General features: G+C 43.3%; 11 protein-coding genes. 3 read left to right on the top strand and 8 right to left on the bottom strand.

The features are described 5' to 3' along the window. Window positions 1-10 precede the first annotated feature (10 nt). The 5 genes from JMX70_RS04675 to sdhC all read right to left on the bottom strand — a co-directional run bounded on the left by JMX70_RS04675 (window position 11) and on the right by sdhC (window position 7,811). Complete coding sequence (locus tag JMX70_RS04675; RefSeq protein ID WP_201589993.1) at window positions 11-2,893, bottom strand: 2-oxoglutarate dehydrogenase E1 component; 2,883 nt, start codon at window positions 2,891-2,893, stop codon at window positions 11-13. Window positions 2,894-3,801: 908 nt separating this feature from the next. Continuing rightward, entirely contained in the window at window positions 3,802-4,512 is a 711-nt protein-coding gene (locus JMX70_RS04670; RefSeq protein ID WP_144296830.1) for a succinate dehydrogenase iron-sulfur subunit, read from the bottom strand. A gap of 196 nt (window positions 4,513-4,708) precedes the next feature. Then, the gene (gene sdhA, locus JMX70_RS04665) at window positions 4,709-6,559 is read right to left on the bottom strand and encodes a succinate dehydrogenase flavoprotein subunit (RefSeq protein WP_201589991.1); all 1,851 of its coding nucleotides are present in this window, start codon (window positions 6,557-6,559) and stop codon (window positions 4,709-4,711) included. Window positions 6,560-7,017: 458 nt separating this feature from the next. Then, a complete protein-coding gene (sdhD, locus tag JMX70_RS04660; protein ID WP_102077800.1) occupies window positions 7,018-7,422 on the bottom strand; it encodes a succinate dehydrogenase, hydrophobic membrane anchor protein in 405 nt (134 codons plus the stop codon). A 2-nt stretch (window positions 7,423-7,424) separates the two neighbouring features. After that, on the bottom strand, window positions 7,425-7,811 hold the full coding sequence (gene sdhC / locus JMX70_RS04655; RefSeq protein WP_082894375.1) for a succinate dehydrogenase, cytochrome b556 subunit: 387 nt from the start codon (window positions 7,809-7,811) through the stop codon (window positions 7,425-7,427). A gap of 1,154 nt (window positions 7,812-8,965) precedes the next feature. Between sdhC and gltA the strand changes: the two genes are divergently transcribed. After that, window positions 8,966-10,246 carry a citrate synthase gene (gltA, locus tag JMX70_RS04650; protein ID WP_200663064.1) on the top strand — a complete coding sequence of 427 codons (1,281 nt, stop codon included), beginning with the start codon at window positions 8,966-8,968 and terminating at the stop codon, window positions 10,244-10,246. Window positions 10,247-10,334: 88 nt separating this feature from the next. Here the strand turns inward: gltA and JMX70_RS04645 are convergent, their stop codons facing one another. After that, entirely contained in the window at window positions 10,335-11,348 is a 1,014-nt protein-coding gene (locus JMX70_RS04645) for an MSCRAMM family adhesin SdrC (RefSeq protein WP_227671166.1), read from the bottom strand. Between the two features lie 188 nt (window positions 11,349-11,536). Then, window positions 11,537-12,064 (bottom strand): type IV secretion protein Rhs, encoded by a 528-nt coding sequence (locus JMX70_RS04640; RefSeq protein ID WP_406947866.1) that lies wholly within the window; start codon window positions 12,062-12,064, stop codon window positions 11,537-11,539. Window positions 12,065-12,297: 233 nt separating this feature from the next. Between JMX70_RS04640 and JMX70_RS04635 the strand changes: the two genes are divergently transcribed. Together JMX70_RS04635 and ribBA are read left to right on the top strand one after the other, a co-directional pair. Further along, window positions 12,298-13,587, top strand: coding sequence for a replication-associated recombination protein A (locus JMX70_RS04635; protein WP_201589987.1), 1,290 nt, complete (start codon window positions 12,298-12,300; stop codon window positions 13,585-13,587). Between the two features lie 298 nt (window positions 13,588-13,885). Then, window positions 13,886-14,998 carry a bifunctional 3,4-dihydroxy-2-butanone-4-phosphate synthase/GTP cyclohydrolase II gene (gene ribBA, locus JMX70_RS04630; RefSeq protein ID WP_200663061.1) on the top strand — a complete coding sequence of 371 codons (1,113 nt, stop codon included), beginning with the start codon at window positions 13,886-13,888 and terminating at the stop codon, window positions 14,996-14,998. Between the two features lie 138 nt (window positions 14,999-15,136). Here the strand turns inward: ribBA and JMX70_RS04625 are convergent, their stop codons facing one another. Then, window positions 15,137-15,628 (bottom strand): acyl-CoA thioesterase, encoded by a 492-nt coding sequence (locus JMX70_RS04625; protein ID WP_144296835.1) that lies wholly within the window; start codon window positions 15,626-15,628, stop codon window positions 15,137-15,139. Between the last annotated feature and the right edge of the window lie 42 nt (window positions 15,629-15,670).

Raw genomic sequence — 15,670 nt, 5'->3', positions numbered from 1 at the left:
AAGCCAACTACTATTTAGATAGCTCATCCACACTAATACCAAGACCACCAGCAATAAGCGCTTGCTGTTGCTGAACATGTAGTTTTGGAGATCCTGTCGCTGGCGCCGCACTAGCAGGACGCGCAACTGGCTCCATGACTTTTGCCTTGGTTGGATGCGGCACAACAATGCGGAACATATGCGGCGCTAAATAGTACCAAGCGCCTTGGTTAAGTGGCTCTTCTTGCGTCCAAACAATCTCAGCTAAGTTACTATATTTTTCAATCTCAGCAATCAAACGCTCTTCTGGTAATGGGTATAGCTGCTCAATACGCACAATCGCTACGTGATCTAAACCTAGTGCACGGCGTTGTTCTAATAAATCATAGTAAACTTTACCGCCGCACAGCACCATACGCGTTACGTTGTCCGGATTTTGCTGATCGATCTCTGGCAATACTGTCTCAAACTTACCGTTCGCCAGCTCTTCAAGAGTTGAAGTTGCCAATTTGTGACGTAGTAAACTCTTCGGTGACATGACGATTAATGGCTTACGAATCGGACGTACCGCTTGACGACGTAGGGCATGATAGATTTGCGCTGGGGTCGTTGGCGTAATCACTTGCATGTTGTCTTCAGCACATAACTGCAAGAAGCGCTCTAGGCGAGCAGATGAATGCTCAGGGCCTTGACCTTCAAAGCCATGTGGTAATAACATGGTTAAACCACAAACGCGCTGCCACTTAGTCTCACCACTTGAGATAAACTGGTCAATCACCACTTGTGCACCGTTCACAAAGTCACCAAACTGTGCTTCCCAAACGATTAGGGCATTCGGCACGGTCGTCGCATAACCATATTCAAAGGCTAGTACCGCTTCTTCTGATAACAATGAGTTATAGGTCGCAAAGCGCGCTTGCGTCTCACTGATATGTGAAAGGGGCACATACATGCTGCCGTCATTGACGTTATAGATTTCACTGTGACGATGCGAAAACGTACCACGGCCCACATCTTCACCAGTAATACGTACCAAGACATTGTCATGGTCAACCAATGATGCATATGCTAGTGTTTCAGCGGCGCCCCAGTTAAGTGGCTCTTCGCCTGTTTGCATGGCTAAACGCTGTTCGACCATTTTTTGTACTTGGCGTTGTAGCTTGTAACCTTCTGGCATTTCTGCCATACGGCGACCATAGCCTTTTAGCACTTCGATATCGACGCTGGTATCCCAATCGTCAACCAAATCATGACCTAAGTAAGGTTTCCAATCAACGAATAATTCTTCGTTAGGTTGACTCACTAGAGAGCTGGCAACGTATTCACCGCGGTCTAATGACTCACGATATTCATCTTCGTACTTTTGAGCTTCACTCTCACTCAACACGCCGGCTTTGATCAGTTGCTGTGCGTAAATAGTGCGAGTGGTTGGTAATTTTTTAATCACCGCATACATGAGTGGCTGAGTCGCTGATGGCTCATCGGCTTCGTTATGACCGTTACGGCGATAGCAGAATAAGTCAATGATAATGTCTTTATCAAACTCATGACGGTAATCTAATGCCAATTGTGCCGCGAAAACCACTGATTCAGGATCGTCACCGTTTACGTGCAAGATAGGTGCGTGCACCATTTTTGCAACATCAGTACAATACTCAGTCGAGCGTGCATCTTCTTGACGGCTAGTGGTAAAACCAACTTGGTTATTGATAACAATATGTACCGTACCGCCAGTGGTGTAAGCGCGGGTTTGTGACATTTGGAAAGTTTCTTGTACCACACCTTGACCTGCAAATGCCGCATCGCCATGAATAACAATCGGTAAGACAGAGTTGCCTGTTTTATTATCCTGTAGTGGTTGGTCATTACGGCGAACTTGACGCGCGCGTACCGAACCTTGCAATACTGGTGCGACAATCTCAAGATGCGATGGATTAAACGCCAATGCCAAATGTGCCTCACCGCCCGGTGTCATTACGTTCGATGAAAAACCATTGTGATATTTAACGTCACCTGAGCCTTTTTCTGGCTGCACTTTACCATCGAACTCATCAAACAAATCGGCAGGGTTTTTACCCAAGATATTAACCAACAAGTTTAAACGACCACGGTGAGCCATACCAATAACCATCTCTTTAGTACCATAACCGCCAGCACGTTGGATGATTTCATTAATAGCAGGAATAAAGCTCTCACCACCTTCTAGACCAAAACGTTTAACACCCGTATATTTACGAGCCAAGTATTTTTCTAGGCCTTCGGCGGCGGTTAAACGCTCAAGGATTGAGAGACGTTTTTCTTTATCAAACTCGATATAACCCAGATTGGTTTCTAGGTATTTTTCCATCCAGCGCTTTTCGGTGCTGGTGGTCACGTGCATATATTCCGTACCGATATAACGGCAGTAGACACGCTCCATGATCTCGATGATTTCACGTAGCGTCGCTTCATCCTTACCAATATTTAAATCATTGGTTGGGAATACGGTATCAAGGTCGGCTTCAGAAAGATTGTGATAGGCAAGGGTTAGATCTTCCACTTCTGCACGTGGATGCAAATCTAACGGGTCAAGCTTAGCGCGGCGATGACCACGGCGGCGATAGGCTGAAATCAGCTGCTGCACGCCCATTTGTTTTGGGTCAGCACAGTTTGAATCGCCAGCTTGTGAGCCAGAGGTGTCAGTATTTACTTTGTTCGCCGTTTGATTGCGCGCAAGCAACAAGAACTGATCTTTAATAGCATTGTGCTTGGCATCATTTGGCGTCTTGTATTGTTCAAAATACGCCTGCCAATCGTTATCAACGCTACTAGGATCATCTAGATATTGCTCATAGAGCGCTTCGATATATTGAGCATTGTCGGCAGCCAGTTCAGTATGATCTAGGCTCGCAGTTTCTTTAGTTATACTATTCATAATAATCGTCTATTTGATAGATAAATGAATGGAATCGTGCTTGTTATTGTGTTGTTCGTTATAGGTTAGCGACATCAATCGTCGCTTTTTACCGTTAAAACTTGTCTTAACATTATCTTTTTATTAACCATATCTATAAGTTACCGCTTCTGGTCAATTAAAAACATCGTACCCAAGCTATGTCGTTATAAAAAAGATAATTGCAATACCACGCTTACTATTAAAATTATTTGTGAACGGTCGGTTTTCTTTAGTGGCTCGTTTGACAACATTAATTTATATATAATGCTTGCAACTATAACCAAATTGTTAATAGCATGGTTTTACTCAAAAAATTTTGTCTTCATTTAGCCTTCTAATTGGCTATTTTCGCTGAAGTGTCTTGCTATGGTAGAAATATAGGCGATATTACGCCAAAGATATAGTGCTGTATAGGGTAACATGACTGCCTATCACGCCATAGTTTGTTTGTTCAATACTAGGTATTTACGAAATGAATATCCACTATCATTTCTCGCAACTAGTTAACTTTTATTTGAACAAATTTAGCTAAATTTATAGCCTGCTTTTTGCATTTCTATAGATTTTGAGCGATATAAACATTTATGGTTAATCACTACCATTAAATGAATCTGCGTGAAAATATACGGTTATAATCAATTATATAGACATGCGCACGATATAGCATGCCCTCTTACATACAAGCAACGTATTGTTAATACAGCCTTACTTTCATTGACTGACGCACCACTGCCCATCAACAATAGCTTTTAAAATATCAGTTTTGTGATGCTAGCTTTATAACTGACAGTTTAATACTGATAACCTTGAATAAAAAACACCACCTAATGAGAGGTGGTGTTTTTTTAACAGCGCTATTATAAAGCTAATTACCAATAAATGGTAGACTAACCTGCTTGATCGATCAGTAAATTGCGCAGATGACCGATGGCTTTGGTTGGATTTAGGCCTTTTGGACATACAGATACGCAGTTCATGATTCCGCGGCAACGGAATAAGCTGAATGGGTCTTCTAAACGTGATAGACGAGCACGGATATCAGTATCGCGGCTGTCAGAAACGAAACGGTTGGCATTCAATAGTGCTGCTGGACCTAAGAACTTATCAGGGTTCCACCAGAATGATGGGCAGCTGGTTGAACAGCACGCACATAAAATACACTCATACAAACCGTTTAATTTTTCACGCTGTTCAGGTGACTGCAAACGCTCGGTTGCTGGCGCTGGCTGGTCATTGATTAAGAACGGATGAACTTTTTCGTATTGCTCATAAAATTGGTTCATGTCGACGACCAAATCACGAACCACTGGCAAACCTGGTAACGGACGAACCGTTACTTTTTCAGGCAAGGTGTTCATGTTAATCAGACAGGCTAGACCATTTTTACCATTTATATTCATGCCATCTGAACCGCAAATGCCTTCACGGCACGAGCGACGGAAAGTAAGGGTTTCGTCTTCTTTCTTCAGGCGTAATAACACGTCAAGCAACATACGATCTGAATCTAATAACTCAATCGTATAAGTTTGCATGCGCGGCGCTGCGTCCACATCAGGATCGTAGCGATAGATTTCGATGGTGCGAGTACCTCGGCTCATAATGCTAAACTCCACACATTGGTGATGCGGGCTAACAAGCGTACAGTCTAAAGACTGCTATTTATCAGCGCTAGTATGACTATTTCATAGCACTGATAAAAGCTTATCGCTGGCGCTCACCTTTTATTAAATAAGGGATAAAACGTTAATTCTATGTATACACAAAACTGTATGCCCAAAACTACAAGGGCTAGAATTAATAAACGCGAACTTTTGGCTCGACATAATCGACCGTCAATGGCACTTTACGCACGGGTTTATAGATAATACGATTGCCTTCAGAATACCATAGGGTATGCTTCATCCAATCATTATCGTTACGGCCGTTTGGTGCGTAATCATCATCTTCTGGGCGATCGTAGTCAGACACACTGTGCGCGCCGCGGCTTTCATGACGGTGGGCAGCAGATATCATCGTTGCTTTTGCCACTTCATACAAGTTTGCTACTTCAAACGCTTCGATACGCGCGGTATTAAAGACCTGTGACTTATCAGCCAAATGAATTTGGTCAATTTTATCAGCAAGCGCTAGAATTTGTTTAACACCTTCGTCCATCATCGCCTGCGTACGGAATACACTGGCATGCTTTTGCATAATGGCGCGAATCTCGTCCGCTACGTCTTGCGCATTGTAGCCTGAAGTTGATTGTTGCAATTTGTCTAAACGACGCACGGTGAAATCAAGTACGTGTGGATCAAGCGGCTTGTAGTTATGGTCAGCATGATGGAATTCATCAACGATATGCTTACCAGCAGCACGACCAAAGACCAATAAATCAAGTAGCGAGTTGGTACCTAAGCGGTTGGCACCATGCACACTAACGCACGCACACTCACCGATTGCATAAAGACCTTTAACGACGTTGCCTTTGGCATATAGACCGTCTTCATCGGTACCCGCTTCTAGATCCGGTACAATCACTTGACCATGAATCGTGGTTGGAATACCACCCATCATATAGTGAATGGTTGGGATAACTGGAATTGGCTCTTTAGTGATGTCAACGTTGGCGAAGTTTTTACCAATCTCGAAAACTGATGGCAGACGCTTCATAATGGTGTCAACACCCAAATGGGTCATATCCATTACGATATGGTCAGCGTTTGGACCACAGCCGCGACCTTCTTTGATTTCTTGGTCCATCGAGCGTGATACCAAGTCACGTGGTGCCAAGTCTTTCACGGTTGGCGCATAACGCTCCATGAACGCTTCACCATCTTTATTACGTAAGATAGCGCCTTCACCGCGGCAACCTTCGGTCAATAGTACGCCGGCACCATGAACGCCCGTTGGGTGGAACTGCCAGAATTCCATATCTTGCAATGGAATACCTGCACGAACCGCCATGCCAATACCGTCACCCGTATTGATATAAGCATTGGTAGAAGCCGCAAAAATACGACCAGCACCGCCTGTCGCTAATACAGTGATTGGTGATTGGAATACCGCTACCGTACCAGTTTCTTGCTCAAGCGCGATAACGCCATTGATGTTACCGGCCTCGTCTTTGATCAAATCAAGGGCGATCCACTCGATAAAGAACTCAGTACCTTGCTGCAAGTTTTTCTGATAAAGCGTATGCAATAGCGCGTGACCCGTACGGTCAGCAGCAGCACAAGCACGTTGTACAGCTTTTTCGCCATAGTTTGAGGTATGACCGCCAAATGGACGCTGATAAATGGTGCCATCTTCGTTACGGTCAAAAGGCATACCCATGTGTTCAAGCTCATATACTACTTTCGGCGCTTCACGGCACATGTACTCAATGGCGTCTTGGTCACCTAACCAATCTGACCCTTTCACGGTATCATAAAAGTGAAAGTGCCAATTGTCATTACTCATGTTACCCAAACTTGCGCCGATACCGCCCTGCGCTGCAACCGTGTGCGAACGGGTTGGGAATACTTTGGTCAAGACTGCAACCTTCATGCCCGCTTCGGCCAAATGCAATGAAGCACGCATACCTGAGCCGCCGCCACCAACGATGACCGCGTCATAGTTCAGGGTTTTAATATTGCTAATGGTATTATCTTGTCTAGTTGCCATTACGGTTTTCCTAATGCCTGTTAATGCTTAGAAGTAAATAAAAAGGCTGATGTCTATGCTGGTTTCTGTCTTATCATGCGGCAACGTCGGCTAATATTTGCGCTCACGCTACTGACAATAATTTCAACCATCAAAATCTGCTATCAATACCTTTTGACCACTTAAATTGCATATCTATCGTTATATTGGGCTTATCTGTTTATTTAACTATCGGTCTAACTGTCATGCAACTGCTTAATAATGCACTGGTATCAGTGATAAGTTAAATTGAGAAATACCCAACGCTATGATTGGCTCTGTCTATTTTGGCTACTAACGGATTTTTTCGTCTAAACGCTTTTAAATCAGTAAGGCTATAAAGGCGGTTAGATTCATCCGTTATTATTCATCGATATATGGCTGCTAATACTACGCTTATAAATAGCCGATGAATAAATATTTACCGGTATGATAAAAAGTTAAACAGCAACAACACCGAAGCCGTTACCCCAAAAAATCATAATGCCCCAAAATAGGAAGACTAAAATAGCGATAATCATCAATGTTTGTAAAAATAAACGCAGTTTAGGCGCGCTTTCACCCATTTTGCCAGAGGTAATATAGTCGGTAAATACCGTCCACATACCGACCCACGCGTGACCAGCCAATGCCAAAATAGCCAACAAGCTGAACAGACGCATCGGTAAACTGGTCATAAAATCAGACCATTCAATGAAGGTTACATTGCCATGGGTTAAGAAAAAGCCCAGCAACACCACACTGTAGACGGCTAGAATGACTGCACTGATACGTTGGACCATCCAATCACGGGTACCTGAGCTTGTTAGACCGGTGGCGCTTTTGATTCCTGAATCATTTTTTATCATTAGAACATCACCCATACAAATGACGCGACAATTAAAATCGCTGCAATCACTAAGCTGACAACAGACGCCATACGCGCCGATTGTAGCTCTTCATTTTGACCATTATCAGCAAATAAATGCTTCACGCCCATCACGAAGTGATAAGCAATGGCGGCGACGAAAATCCACGCTAAAAAGCGAATAAAGACATTGTCAAACACGGTTTCAAAACTCTCAGGCGATGCCAAAGAGTTCTGTAATAACCACAGCATGACTGGGATAAGTAGAAATAAAACAATGCCAGAGATACGATGCAAGATAGAAGCAATTGCAATCGGTGAGCGGTTAACGCTAATCACTTGGCTTAAGGGCAGATTAATAGGTCGGTTGCTTTTCACAGCGGGCATCCTTTTTGCGGTTATACTCCTGTATCAGCTATCAACGCATTATACGAATACTATTTATCAATACTATTCTACAAGCGGCAAGCAACACATGAGATGAATAAAGTAAGGAAGGGCTAGCTGACGTCGTTTCATTTGCGCTAAATATGCAAGGTCGATAAGTCTTATTTATCTGACGTTCAGATAAACTCTATAAATAAAATCTATGCCCGTAGCGACTGTTTATTTAGTTGCTATTTGGGTAGTTTCCATTTATAAAGTGGTTATAGACTTCCCTATCGCTCACTGAAGTGACAATCCCTTTTTATGACAAATCATTCACACCCTTTATGCAAAATAAAGAGGTTACATGGAATTCATAACATGGGATAAATCGATTAACTATTCTATTTTTACGACGTTGCATCAACAAAAAAGATAACGCCATAATATTAGCTGTAGAGTATCATTTTTTATTAAGGCAAACTTCACTGTTGGCTATTTAAAAATAGAACAGTTAACAAGAATATTCAAACGATAAGTCGGGATTTAGTCTATCAACCGAACAGTCAATCATCAAAAAGTCTCAATAAAGCTGGGCTTTACCAATAGTTTTATCAGAGCAGCCTATTCATTTGCGCAAAGCTAGTGCCAGTTAAATCCCTCCAATTATAAAATGACTGCGCCATAATTACAAATTTATCCCCTAAATAGTGGTTATCGGTGATTATTTAACAAAAAGCTAGCTATTAGTAAGACGAATTTATTAGTATTGGTGTATCAGAATCACTTTTTGACCCCAAATAATCTGTCGGCTACTCATACTCTGTCTAACGCATAGTCCATTGGGGCAAATAGTAAAAGCGTTTATTTTGCGATAAAGTCTTAATTTTTATAATGTTAATGAGAATCATTACTTTAGAAGTAAACAGCGGATATGCGGCTAAATTACCAAATAGACATATTTTGATACAAAGTTTACAGTCGTTTAATACGACTAATGCACACCTATTACAGACATTACTGCTAAAAGTCTTTTCAAAACCTCAGTAATTACTGCTAATATAGCCTGCATATTAAATGGGTTAGAATTTTTTGACCGTTTAACAAGTGAAGACGCGAGGGTATGCGTCGATATAATTTTATTCCAACAAGTTAAAAACAATGGAGAGCAGTTTATGGCTGACAACAATGCCAAATTAAGCGTAAATGGTAAAGAATACGAATTTCCTATTATTGAAGGTACTTTAGGGCGTCCAGTTATCGATATTGCTGCTCTACAAGATTCAGGCTTTTGGTCTTATGACCCAGGTTTTAAAGTAACCGCTCCTGTTGAATCTAAGATTACTTACATTGATGGCGGTAAAGGTGAGTTATTACACCGTGGCTACCCTATCGACCAGTTAGCCAACAATGCTGAATACTTAGAAGTGGCGTATGCTCTTATTCATGGTGATCTACCAAATGCTGAGCAAAAAGCAGATTTCTATGAAAAGGTTCGTAAACATACGGGTGTTCATGACCAATTACGTAAATTCTTTGAAGGTTTCCGCCGTGACGCGCATCCAATGGCGATTATGGTTGGTGTCGTTGGTGCTTTATCCGCGTTTTATCACGACAACTTAGACGTCAGCAACGAAGCACACCGTGAAATCACCGCTATCCGTCTAATCGCTAAAATGCCAACGCTTGCAGCGATGAGTTATAAATACTCGCAAGGCGAACCGTTCATGTATCCACGTAATGATTTTAATTACGCAGAAAACTTCTTATACATGATGTTCGCAACCCCTGCTGATGTTGACTACAAAACCAATGACGTGATTACTCGCGCGATGGACAAAATCTTTACTTTGCATGCTGACCACGAGCAAAACGCTTCAACCTCTACGGTACGTCTAGCAGGCTCTACTGGTGCTAACCCTTATGCGTGTATCGCTGCCGGTATCGCTGCCCTTTGGGGTCCATCACATGGCGGCGCTAACGAAGCTGTCCTTGAGATGCTAGATGAGATTGGTTCGGTAGAAAACGTTCCTGAATTTATGGAAAAAGTGAAAAGCCGTGAAGTAAAACTGATGGGCTTTGGTCACCGTGTTTACAAAAACTTTGACCCACGCGCACAAGTCATGAAAGAAACTTGTGACGAAGTATTGGGTGCATTGGGTATCAATGATCCTAAGCTTGAGCTTGCTATGGCACTTGAGAAAATCGCTTTAGAAGACCCGTACTTCGTTGAGCGTAACCTGTATCCAAACGTTGATTTCTACTCGGGCATTATCTTAAAAGCCATCGGTATCCCAACGTCGATGTTTACCGTCATCTTCTCACTGGCGCGTACTTCTGGCTGGATCAGCCATTGGTTAGAAATGCACAGCGCTCCGTTCAAAATCGGTCGCCCACGTCAGTTATATACTGGTGAAACGCATCGCGACTTCATTAAAGTTGAAGACCGCAAATAGTAAGCTGTTATTGGCAGCATAAAAAATCCCGCGACTGAGCGGGATTTTTTTATGGTCTAAATTTAATAACATCATGACTACTTATGCTTTATTGAAATTCTTTTAAGGTCTGCTCATATTTTGCAATTTGCTCATCATAACCTTGGATGGTTTCATTAAATTTTGCCATCAGTCTCTCAAACTCTTGCTGTTGGTCAATTTTCATTTGCTGCATATCCATGACCTGTTGGGCTTCTATTTGCTCCCAAACCTGATGCTGAATAATCAAACGCGCCAGCGCCGGACTTTTTGCACTTAGTCGACCAGCGATTTCTGCATGTTCAAATAACTGCGGCGTCAAGGTGGCAATGTTAATCAAGGTATCAACCTCTTCTGCATTAAGCGGCGTGGTCACAGGTTGATAAAGCGCGTCCATCGCTTGTTGATAGCTTTCTATAATCTGCTCATCTGTTAACATCACAGGTTTGCGCGGCTCAAGACTGATACGCTTAAGCACCGTTAAATCGCGCTCGCCAACCTCGGTACTGGTATTAATATTCGCGTCCGTAGTAGCATTAGCGTCAACTTCAGAGTCATTGCTAACGTCTGACTCACTATTGCTATTGTCCGTATCAGCGGCTGAATTCGTAGCAGTTGATTTTGCTATTTGCTCAGAATCGTTAGTATTTGCAGCTGGATTAGGGGTATTAGACGGCTTAGCATTGTCTACTGACGCAGCAGAGGTATTATCTGGCAACAAATCATTGCCACTGTCTGAGGCATCTGCCGCTTGTAGCGATTCATATTCAGCTTGTAGACGCTGCTGTAAACTTTTCGCTTGCACAAGATACAAGGGTTGAAATTGCTCTATGCGCGCAGCAGCGGAGTCACTTTTACGCATCGGCTGACTGTCCTCTAAGCTAGTTTTCTCTTTGGGTTGACTGCTTTCAGCTACGGGCGCTTCTGCTTGCTGCTGACAGCCGCTTAGCAATAAAATTCCAGTCATGGCGGCTACTAGCAAGGAGGGCGTACGCGGCGACGTCATCGCTTTATTTAGCGACCTTGTATTTATATAGGTATGATGAGTCTCACCATCAGGCTTTACGAGCAAATTTTTAAACATCCGAGTTCTCATCCTTATTAAAAGCAGTGCGCTTATATGCTGAGGCTACTAGCTATTTTATTTTGTCTGTATGTTTAGCAGCTTGTTATTATTATAAAAAGATTCAATCATCATATAAATATTATAGGATAAAAGAAAGATTAAACTTTAAATGTGCCATGAGTTTTATGTTCGTCGCGAGTTTTATTCTAGTCATAACTTTTATCGATTTTTTGTGTCGCTAAAAAAGGAATACAACTTTCAAAACCCTGACAATCGCGACCATGCTGCCGACTGATAAAATAATCTTGTACCATGCGTGCTTGCTGCTCAATACCATAGTTGAAAAAAGGTTTACCTGCGGCAAGTACATAATCATAGCGACGATCAATCATAGCGCCGCGCACAACTTTAAGTCCTTGCTGCAATTGCCAAACGTGGGTCAATTCATGGATAAGCCAGCTTTGCTTACCCAATGATGATTGGCTAAAATCTGTGACCCAGTCGGCTGGGTGGAAATAAATATTACCATTAGGACTGACAGCGTAATTTTTTAGTACCCAGAATGCGGTTTTTAGCTGAACTTGCTCAAGCCGGATACTATCACCAAACACCGAACGAGCCAGTGCTATCTCTCCAGCCGTCAGCTGCCGTGAACGCTGCTTGGTAGCTTTAAGAGGCCTAGCACGAAGAGACTCAGCGCGTTTAAATAAACGCTTGAAAGCAGATAGCGACAGCATAAGTGTCTTACCTTGTATTGGTTGCTGGTTTTATATTTGATAATTCGTTGATAACATGATTGGTCATCACTGATAAACCATTAATAAGGTCGAAATCGCGTAAAACAAAGCCTTTAAGACATAAGCTGTACACTTAGCTGACTTTTATTAACGTAAATCTGCGTTAGCCTAGCTATCTATAGTTACAACAATACAAAAAAACAGTCGTTTAATTGATAATAGAGATTTTTATGCCACCCAATTTTCATGCCGATACGCCCCTTGCTCAGCGCATGCGCCCAAAGACGCTCGACGCTATTATTGGACAAGAGCACCTGTTAGCAGCAGGCGCACCGTTACGGCGCTTGGTTGAGCAAGGGCACCTGCCGTCGATTATTCTGCATGGCGAAGCAGGCATTGGGAAGACCACCATCGCTATGCTATTGGCTGATGCCGTTGGCCGACCTTTTCATGCGTTATCGGCATTAAATACGGGCGTGAAGCAATTACGTGAAGTGCTAGAAACAAAAGACTCGTTAAGTTTTGAATCCCCCGTGGTATTTATTGATGAGATTCACCGTTTTAATAAAGCACAGCAAGATGCGTTACTTGGCGCGGTAGAGTCAGGTGATATTACGTTAATTGGGGCGACGACTGAGAATCCTTCGTTTAGTGTGAATAACGCCCTGCTATCGCGTTGCCAAGTGTATCGTTTAGAGCCGCTGACACCTGAGCAAATCAGCGCCGTATTGCAGCGCGCGCTATTAGAAGACAATATCCTTAAAAACCTAAAAGTTGATTTGCAAGCGCAAGAGACGATTAGCCAATTGGCACACGGTGATGCCAGAAAAGCGCTCAATGTATTAGAGCTTGCCATTCAAACGGCAGATAGCAAACAATCGCCATTAATTATCAATGATGAATTGGTCGCCCGTGTCGCCCAAACGGCGCTGGTACGCTACGATAAAGATGGCGAGCAGCATTACGATATCATCTCGGCCATGATAAAATCTGTACGCGGCTCCGACCCTGATGCGGCGCTATACTGGATGGCACGGATGCTAGTTGGCGGTGAGCCTGCTGATTTTATCGCACGGCGTTTGGTTATTTTAGCCAGTGAAGATATTGGTAATGCCAATCCTAATGCCCTGCTCCTTGCCGATGCCGCACTGCGTAGCGTACAGTCTATCGGCATGCCAGAAGCGCGCATTATCTTGGGGCAAGTGGTGGTTTATCTGGCGACCAGCGCCAAGAGTAACAGCACTTATAAGGCCATCAATGCGGCAATGGCCTTGGCAGAAAAAGACGCCTCGCCTGTACCGCTGCATTTGCGTAATGGCGTGACCAAATTGATGCGCAATCAGGGCTATGGTGAAGGTTATGTATATCCGCACAATTATCCCAATCATTATTATCCGCAAAGCTATCTGCCGAACAATTTAATCGGCACAAGTTTTTATGAATTTGCGGACAATCAGCGCGAGCAGCACAGCAAGCAGTTTATGGACTGGCTAAAAACCCAAGCAGCCAGTAATGAATAACAGCATATTTGCTTGCATCATTGATAATACTTATCGCTATTTTTAAGCGTTTAATAGACATATTGGTAAGATGACGCAGCACAGTAGGGTGAAAAGCGTTAAAATGGCCTCATAATGATATATACAAGTCGATATAGCGCAGCAATTTTATTGCTTATTGCTGTTATTTATATGGCTGTTATTAAGCCACGCCATGCTTTATCACAGCGCTTGATGCCCTCTGCTGCTACAATAGACAAATAATAATTTAACCTTATCATCAAACCCATCTATACATAATAAAATATTGAGACTTCCTATGAGTTTAAATACGATTCCTGAGATTATCGAAGACATTCGTGCTGGCAAAATGGTCATCTTGATGGATGACGAAGATCGCGAAAACGAAGGTGATATCATTATGGCCGCGACCCACGTACGCCCTGATGATATCAACTTTATGATTACCCATGCGCGTGGTTTGGTTTGCTTAACCTTGTCAGAAGCGCGCTGCCAACAGCTGGCATTGCCGCTAATGTCAGACCGCAACGAGGCAAAATTTAGCACCAACTTCACCGTTTCTATTGAGGCGGCTGAAGGCGTGACCACAGGTATTTCTGCCGCTGACCGCGCGCGTACCATTCAAGCAGCAGTGTCTTCTTCAGCAAAACCAGAAGATATCGTCCAACCTGGGCATATTTTCCCGATTATGGCTCAAAATGGTGGCGTCCTGCACCGTGCTGGTCATACCGAAGCAGGTTGTGATTTGGCCCGCCTAGCAGGGTTGGAGCCAGCAGCCGTTATCGTTGAGATCATTAAAGACGATGGCACAATGGCGCGCCGTGATGACCTTGAGATATTTGCCAAAGAGCATGGTCTTAAAATAGGGACGATTGCCGATTTGATTAACTACCGGATTGCCAATGAGCAAACGGTCGAAGAGGTTGAGTCCCATCCGTTTGAGACCGAATACGGTACCTTTACCTTGCATCGCTTCCGCGAGTTTGGTGCAGACGAAACTCATTTAGCCTTGGTAAAAGGTGATGTCAGCGAAGGTATCAGTACCGTTCGTGTACATGGCTTCCATCCTTTACGTGACTTGTTTGCGGCGAAAAACGACACCACTGGTCGTAGCGGCTGGAGCGTACGCTCAGCCCTAGAAGAAATAAACAATTCAGAGCGCGGCGTGTTGGTTTGGATCGGCAATCATCAGCCGATTGACTTGGGAGAGGCGCTGGATAAAGCGGCTGAAAATCAGTCCATGTCTACCATCGCTCAGCAGCCTTATCGTAGTATCGGGGTTGGCGCACAGATTTTGCGTCATTTGGGCGTGCGTGATATGCGCTTACTGTCCTCACCAATGAAGTTTTACGCGCTGTCAGGTTTTGATTTGAACGTAGTAGACTTTGTTCATGCGCCTAAGCAAAAATGAAGCTTAGAAATTAAAAGGCACAGCAACATAAAAAAGGCACGCTAATATCATTTAGCGTGCCTTTTTATTTTTAACGGTATCATTTTAGTGATATTGATACTTAATAGTTTGGCCGACTTTTCAAAGTTTTTAAATTTTTTAAAATTCGGGCGTATGGTTAAATTTTGCCTCTAGTTTCAATAACCGCTCACGCTCCTCATTGCTCCACGGCAATTTATCCTTACCATCACTGTCTAAACGGACGATAACGGCATCAGCGATCGCGACAATCGCCTCTTGAGCACAGCTATAATAGCTATATTCCATCACGATACTGGTATTGCCCAAGCGCTGGCAACGCACGCCTAATAATAACGTATCGGGATAGGTCACCGGGCGTAAATACTGACAGCTTGATTGCGCCAATACTGTCACCATACTGCCATCAAACATACCTAGCGCTTGCAGATAGCCAATCCGTGCTGACTCCGCATAACGATAATAGACCACGTTATTTAGATGATTAAAGGCATCCATTTCGCCCCAATGGATCGGCTGCTGATGAATGATTGGATAATGCGCTAGCTCGCTAGGACGGCTATCATCTACGCCATTGTTATTTGCGTTTGTGTGTTGTTCAAAAGCACTCATCACTGCATTTCTCTTATTTTTTTATAGAATTTCAAAAACGAC

Source organism: Psychrobacter pulmonis (assembly GCF_904846465.1).
GTDB classification, from domain to species: domain Bacteria; phylum Pseudomonadota; class Gammaproteobacteria; order Pseudomonadales; family Moraxellaceae; genus Psychrobacter; species Psychrobacter faecalis.
The sequence above is the reverse complement of the archived record's forward strand: the minus strand, read 5'-3'. Positions and strand labels throughout refer to the sequence as shown.

What these genes read in the sequence shown, in the direction of transcription:
- JMX70_RS04675 (WP_201589993.1), bottom strand. Translation starts at nt 2,893, where the DNA reads ATGAATAGTATAACTAAAGAAACTGCGAGCCTAGATCATACTGAACTG.
- JMX70_RS04670 (WP_144296830.1), bottom strand. Translation starts at nt 4,512, where the DNA reads ATGAGCCGAGGTACTCGCACCATCGAAATCTATCGCTACGATCCTGAT.
- sdhA (WP_201589991.1), bottom strand. Translation starts at nt 6,559, where the DNA reads ATGGCAACTAGACAAGATAATACCATTAGCAATATTAAAACCCTGAAC.
- sdhC (WP_082894375.1), bottom strand. Translation starts at nt 7,811, where the DNA reads ATGCCCGCTGTGAAAAGCAACCGACCTATTAATCTGCCCTTAAGCCAA.
- gltA (WP_200663064.1), top strand. Translation starts at nt 8,966, where the DNA reads ATGGCTGACAACAATGCCAAATTAAGCGTAAATGGTAAAGAATACGAA.
- JMX70_RS04645 (WP_227671166.1), bottom strand. Translation starts at nt 11,348, where the DNA reads ATGTTTAAAAATTTGCTCGTAAAGCCTGATGGTGAGACTCATCATACC.
- JMX70_RS04635 (WP_201589987.1), top strand. Translation starts at nt 12,298, where the DNA reads ATGCCACCCAATTTTCATGCCGATACGCCCCTTGCTCAGCGCATGCGC.
- ribBA (WP_200663061.1), top strand. Translation starts at nt 13,886, where the DNA reads ATGAGTTTAAATACGATTCCTGAGATTATCGAAGACATTCGTGCTGGC.
- JMX70_RS04625 (WP_144296835.1), bottom strand. Translation starts at nt 15,628, where the DNA reads ATGAGTGCTTTTGAACAACACACAAACGCAAATAACAATGGCGTAGAT.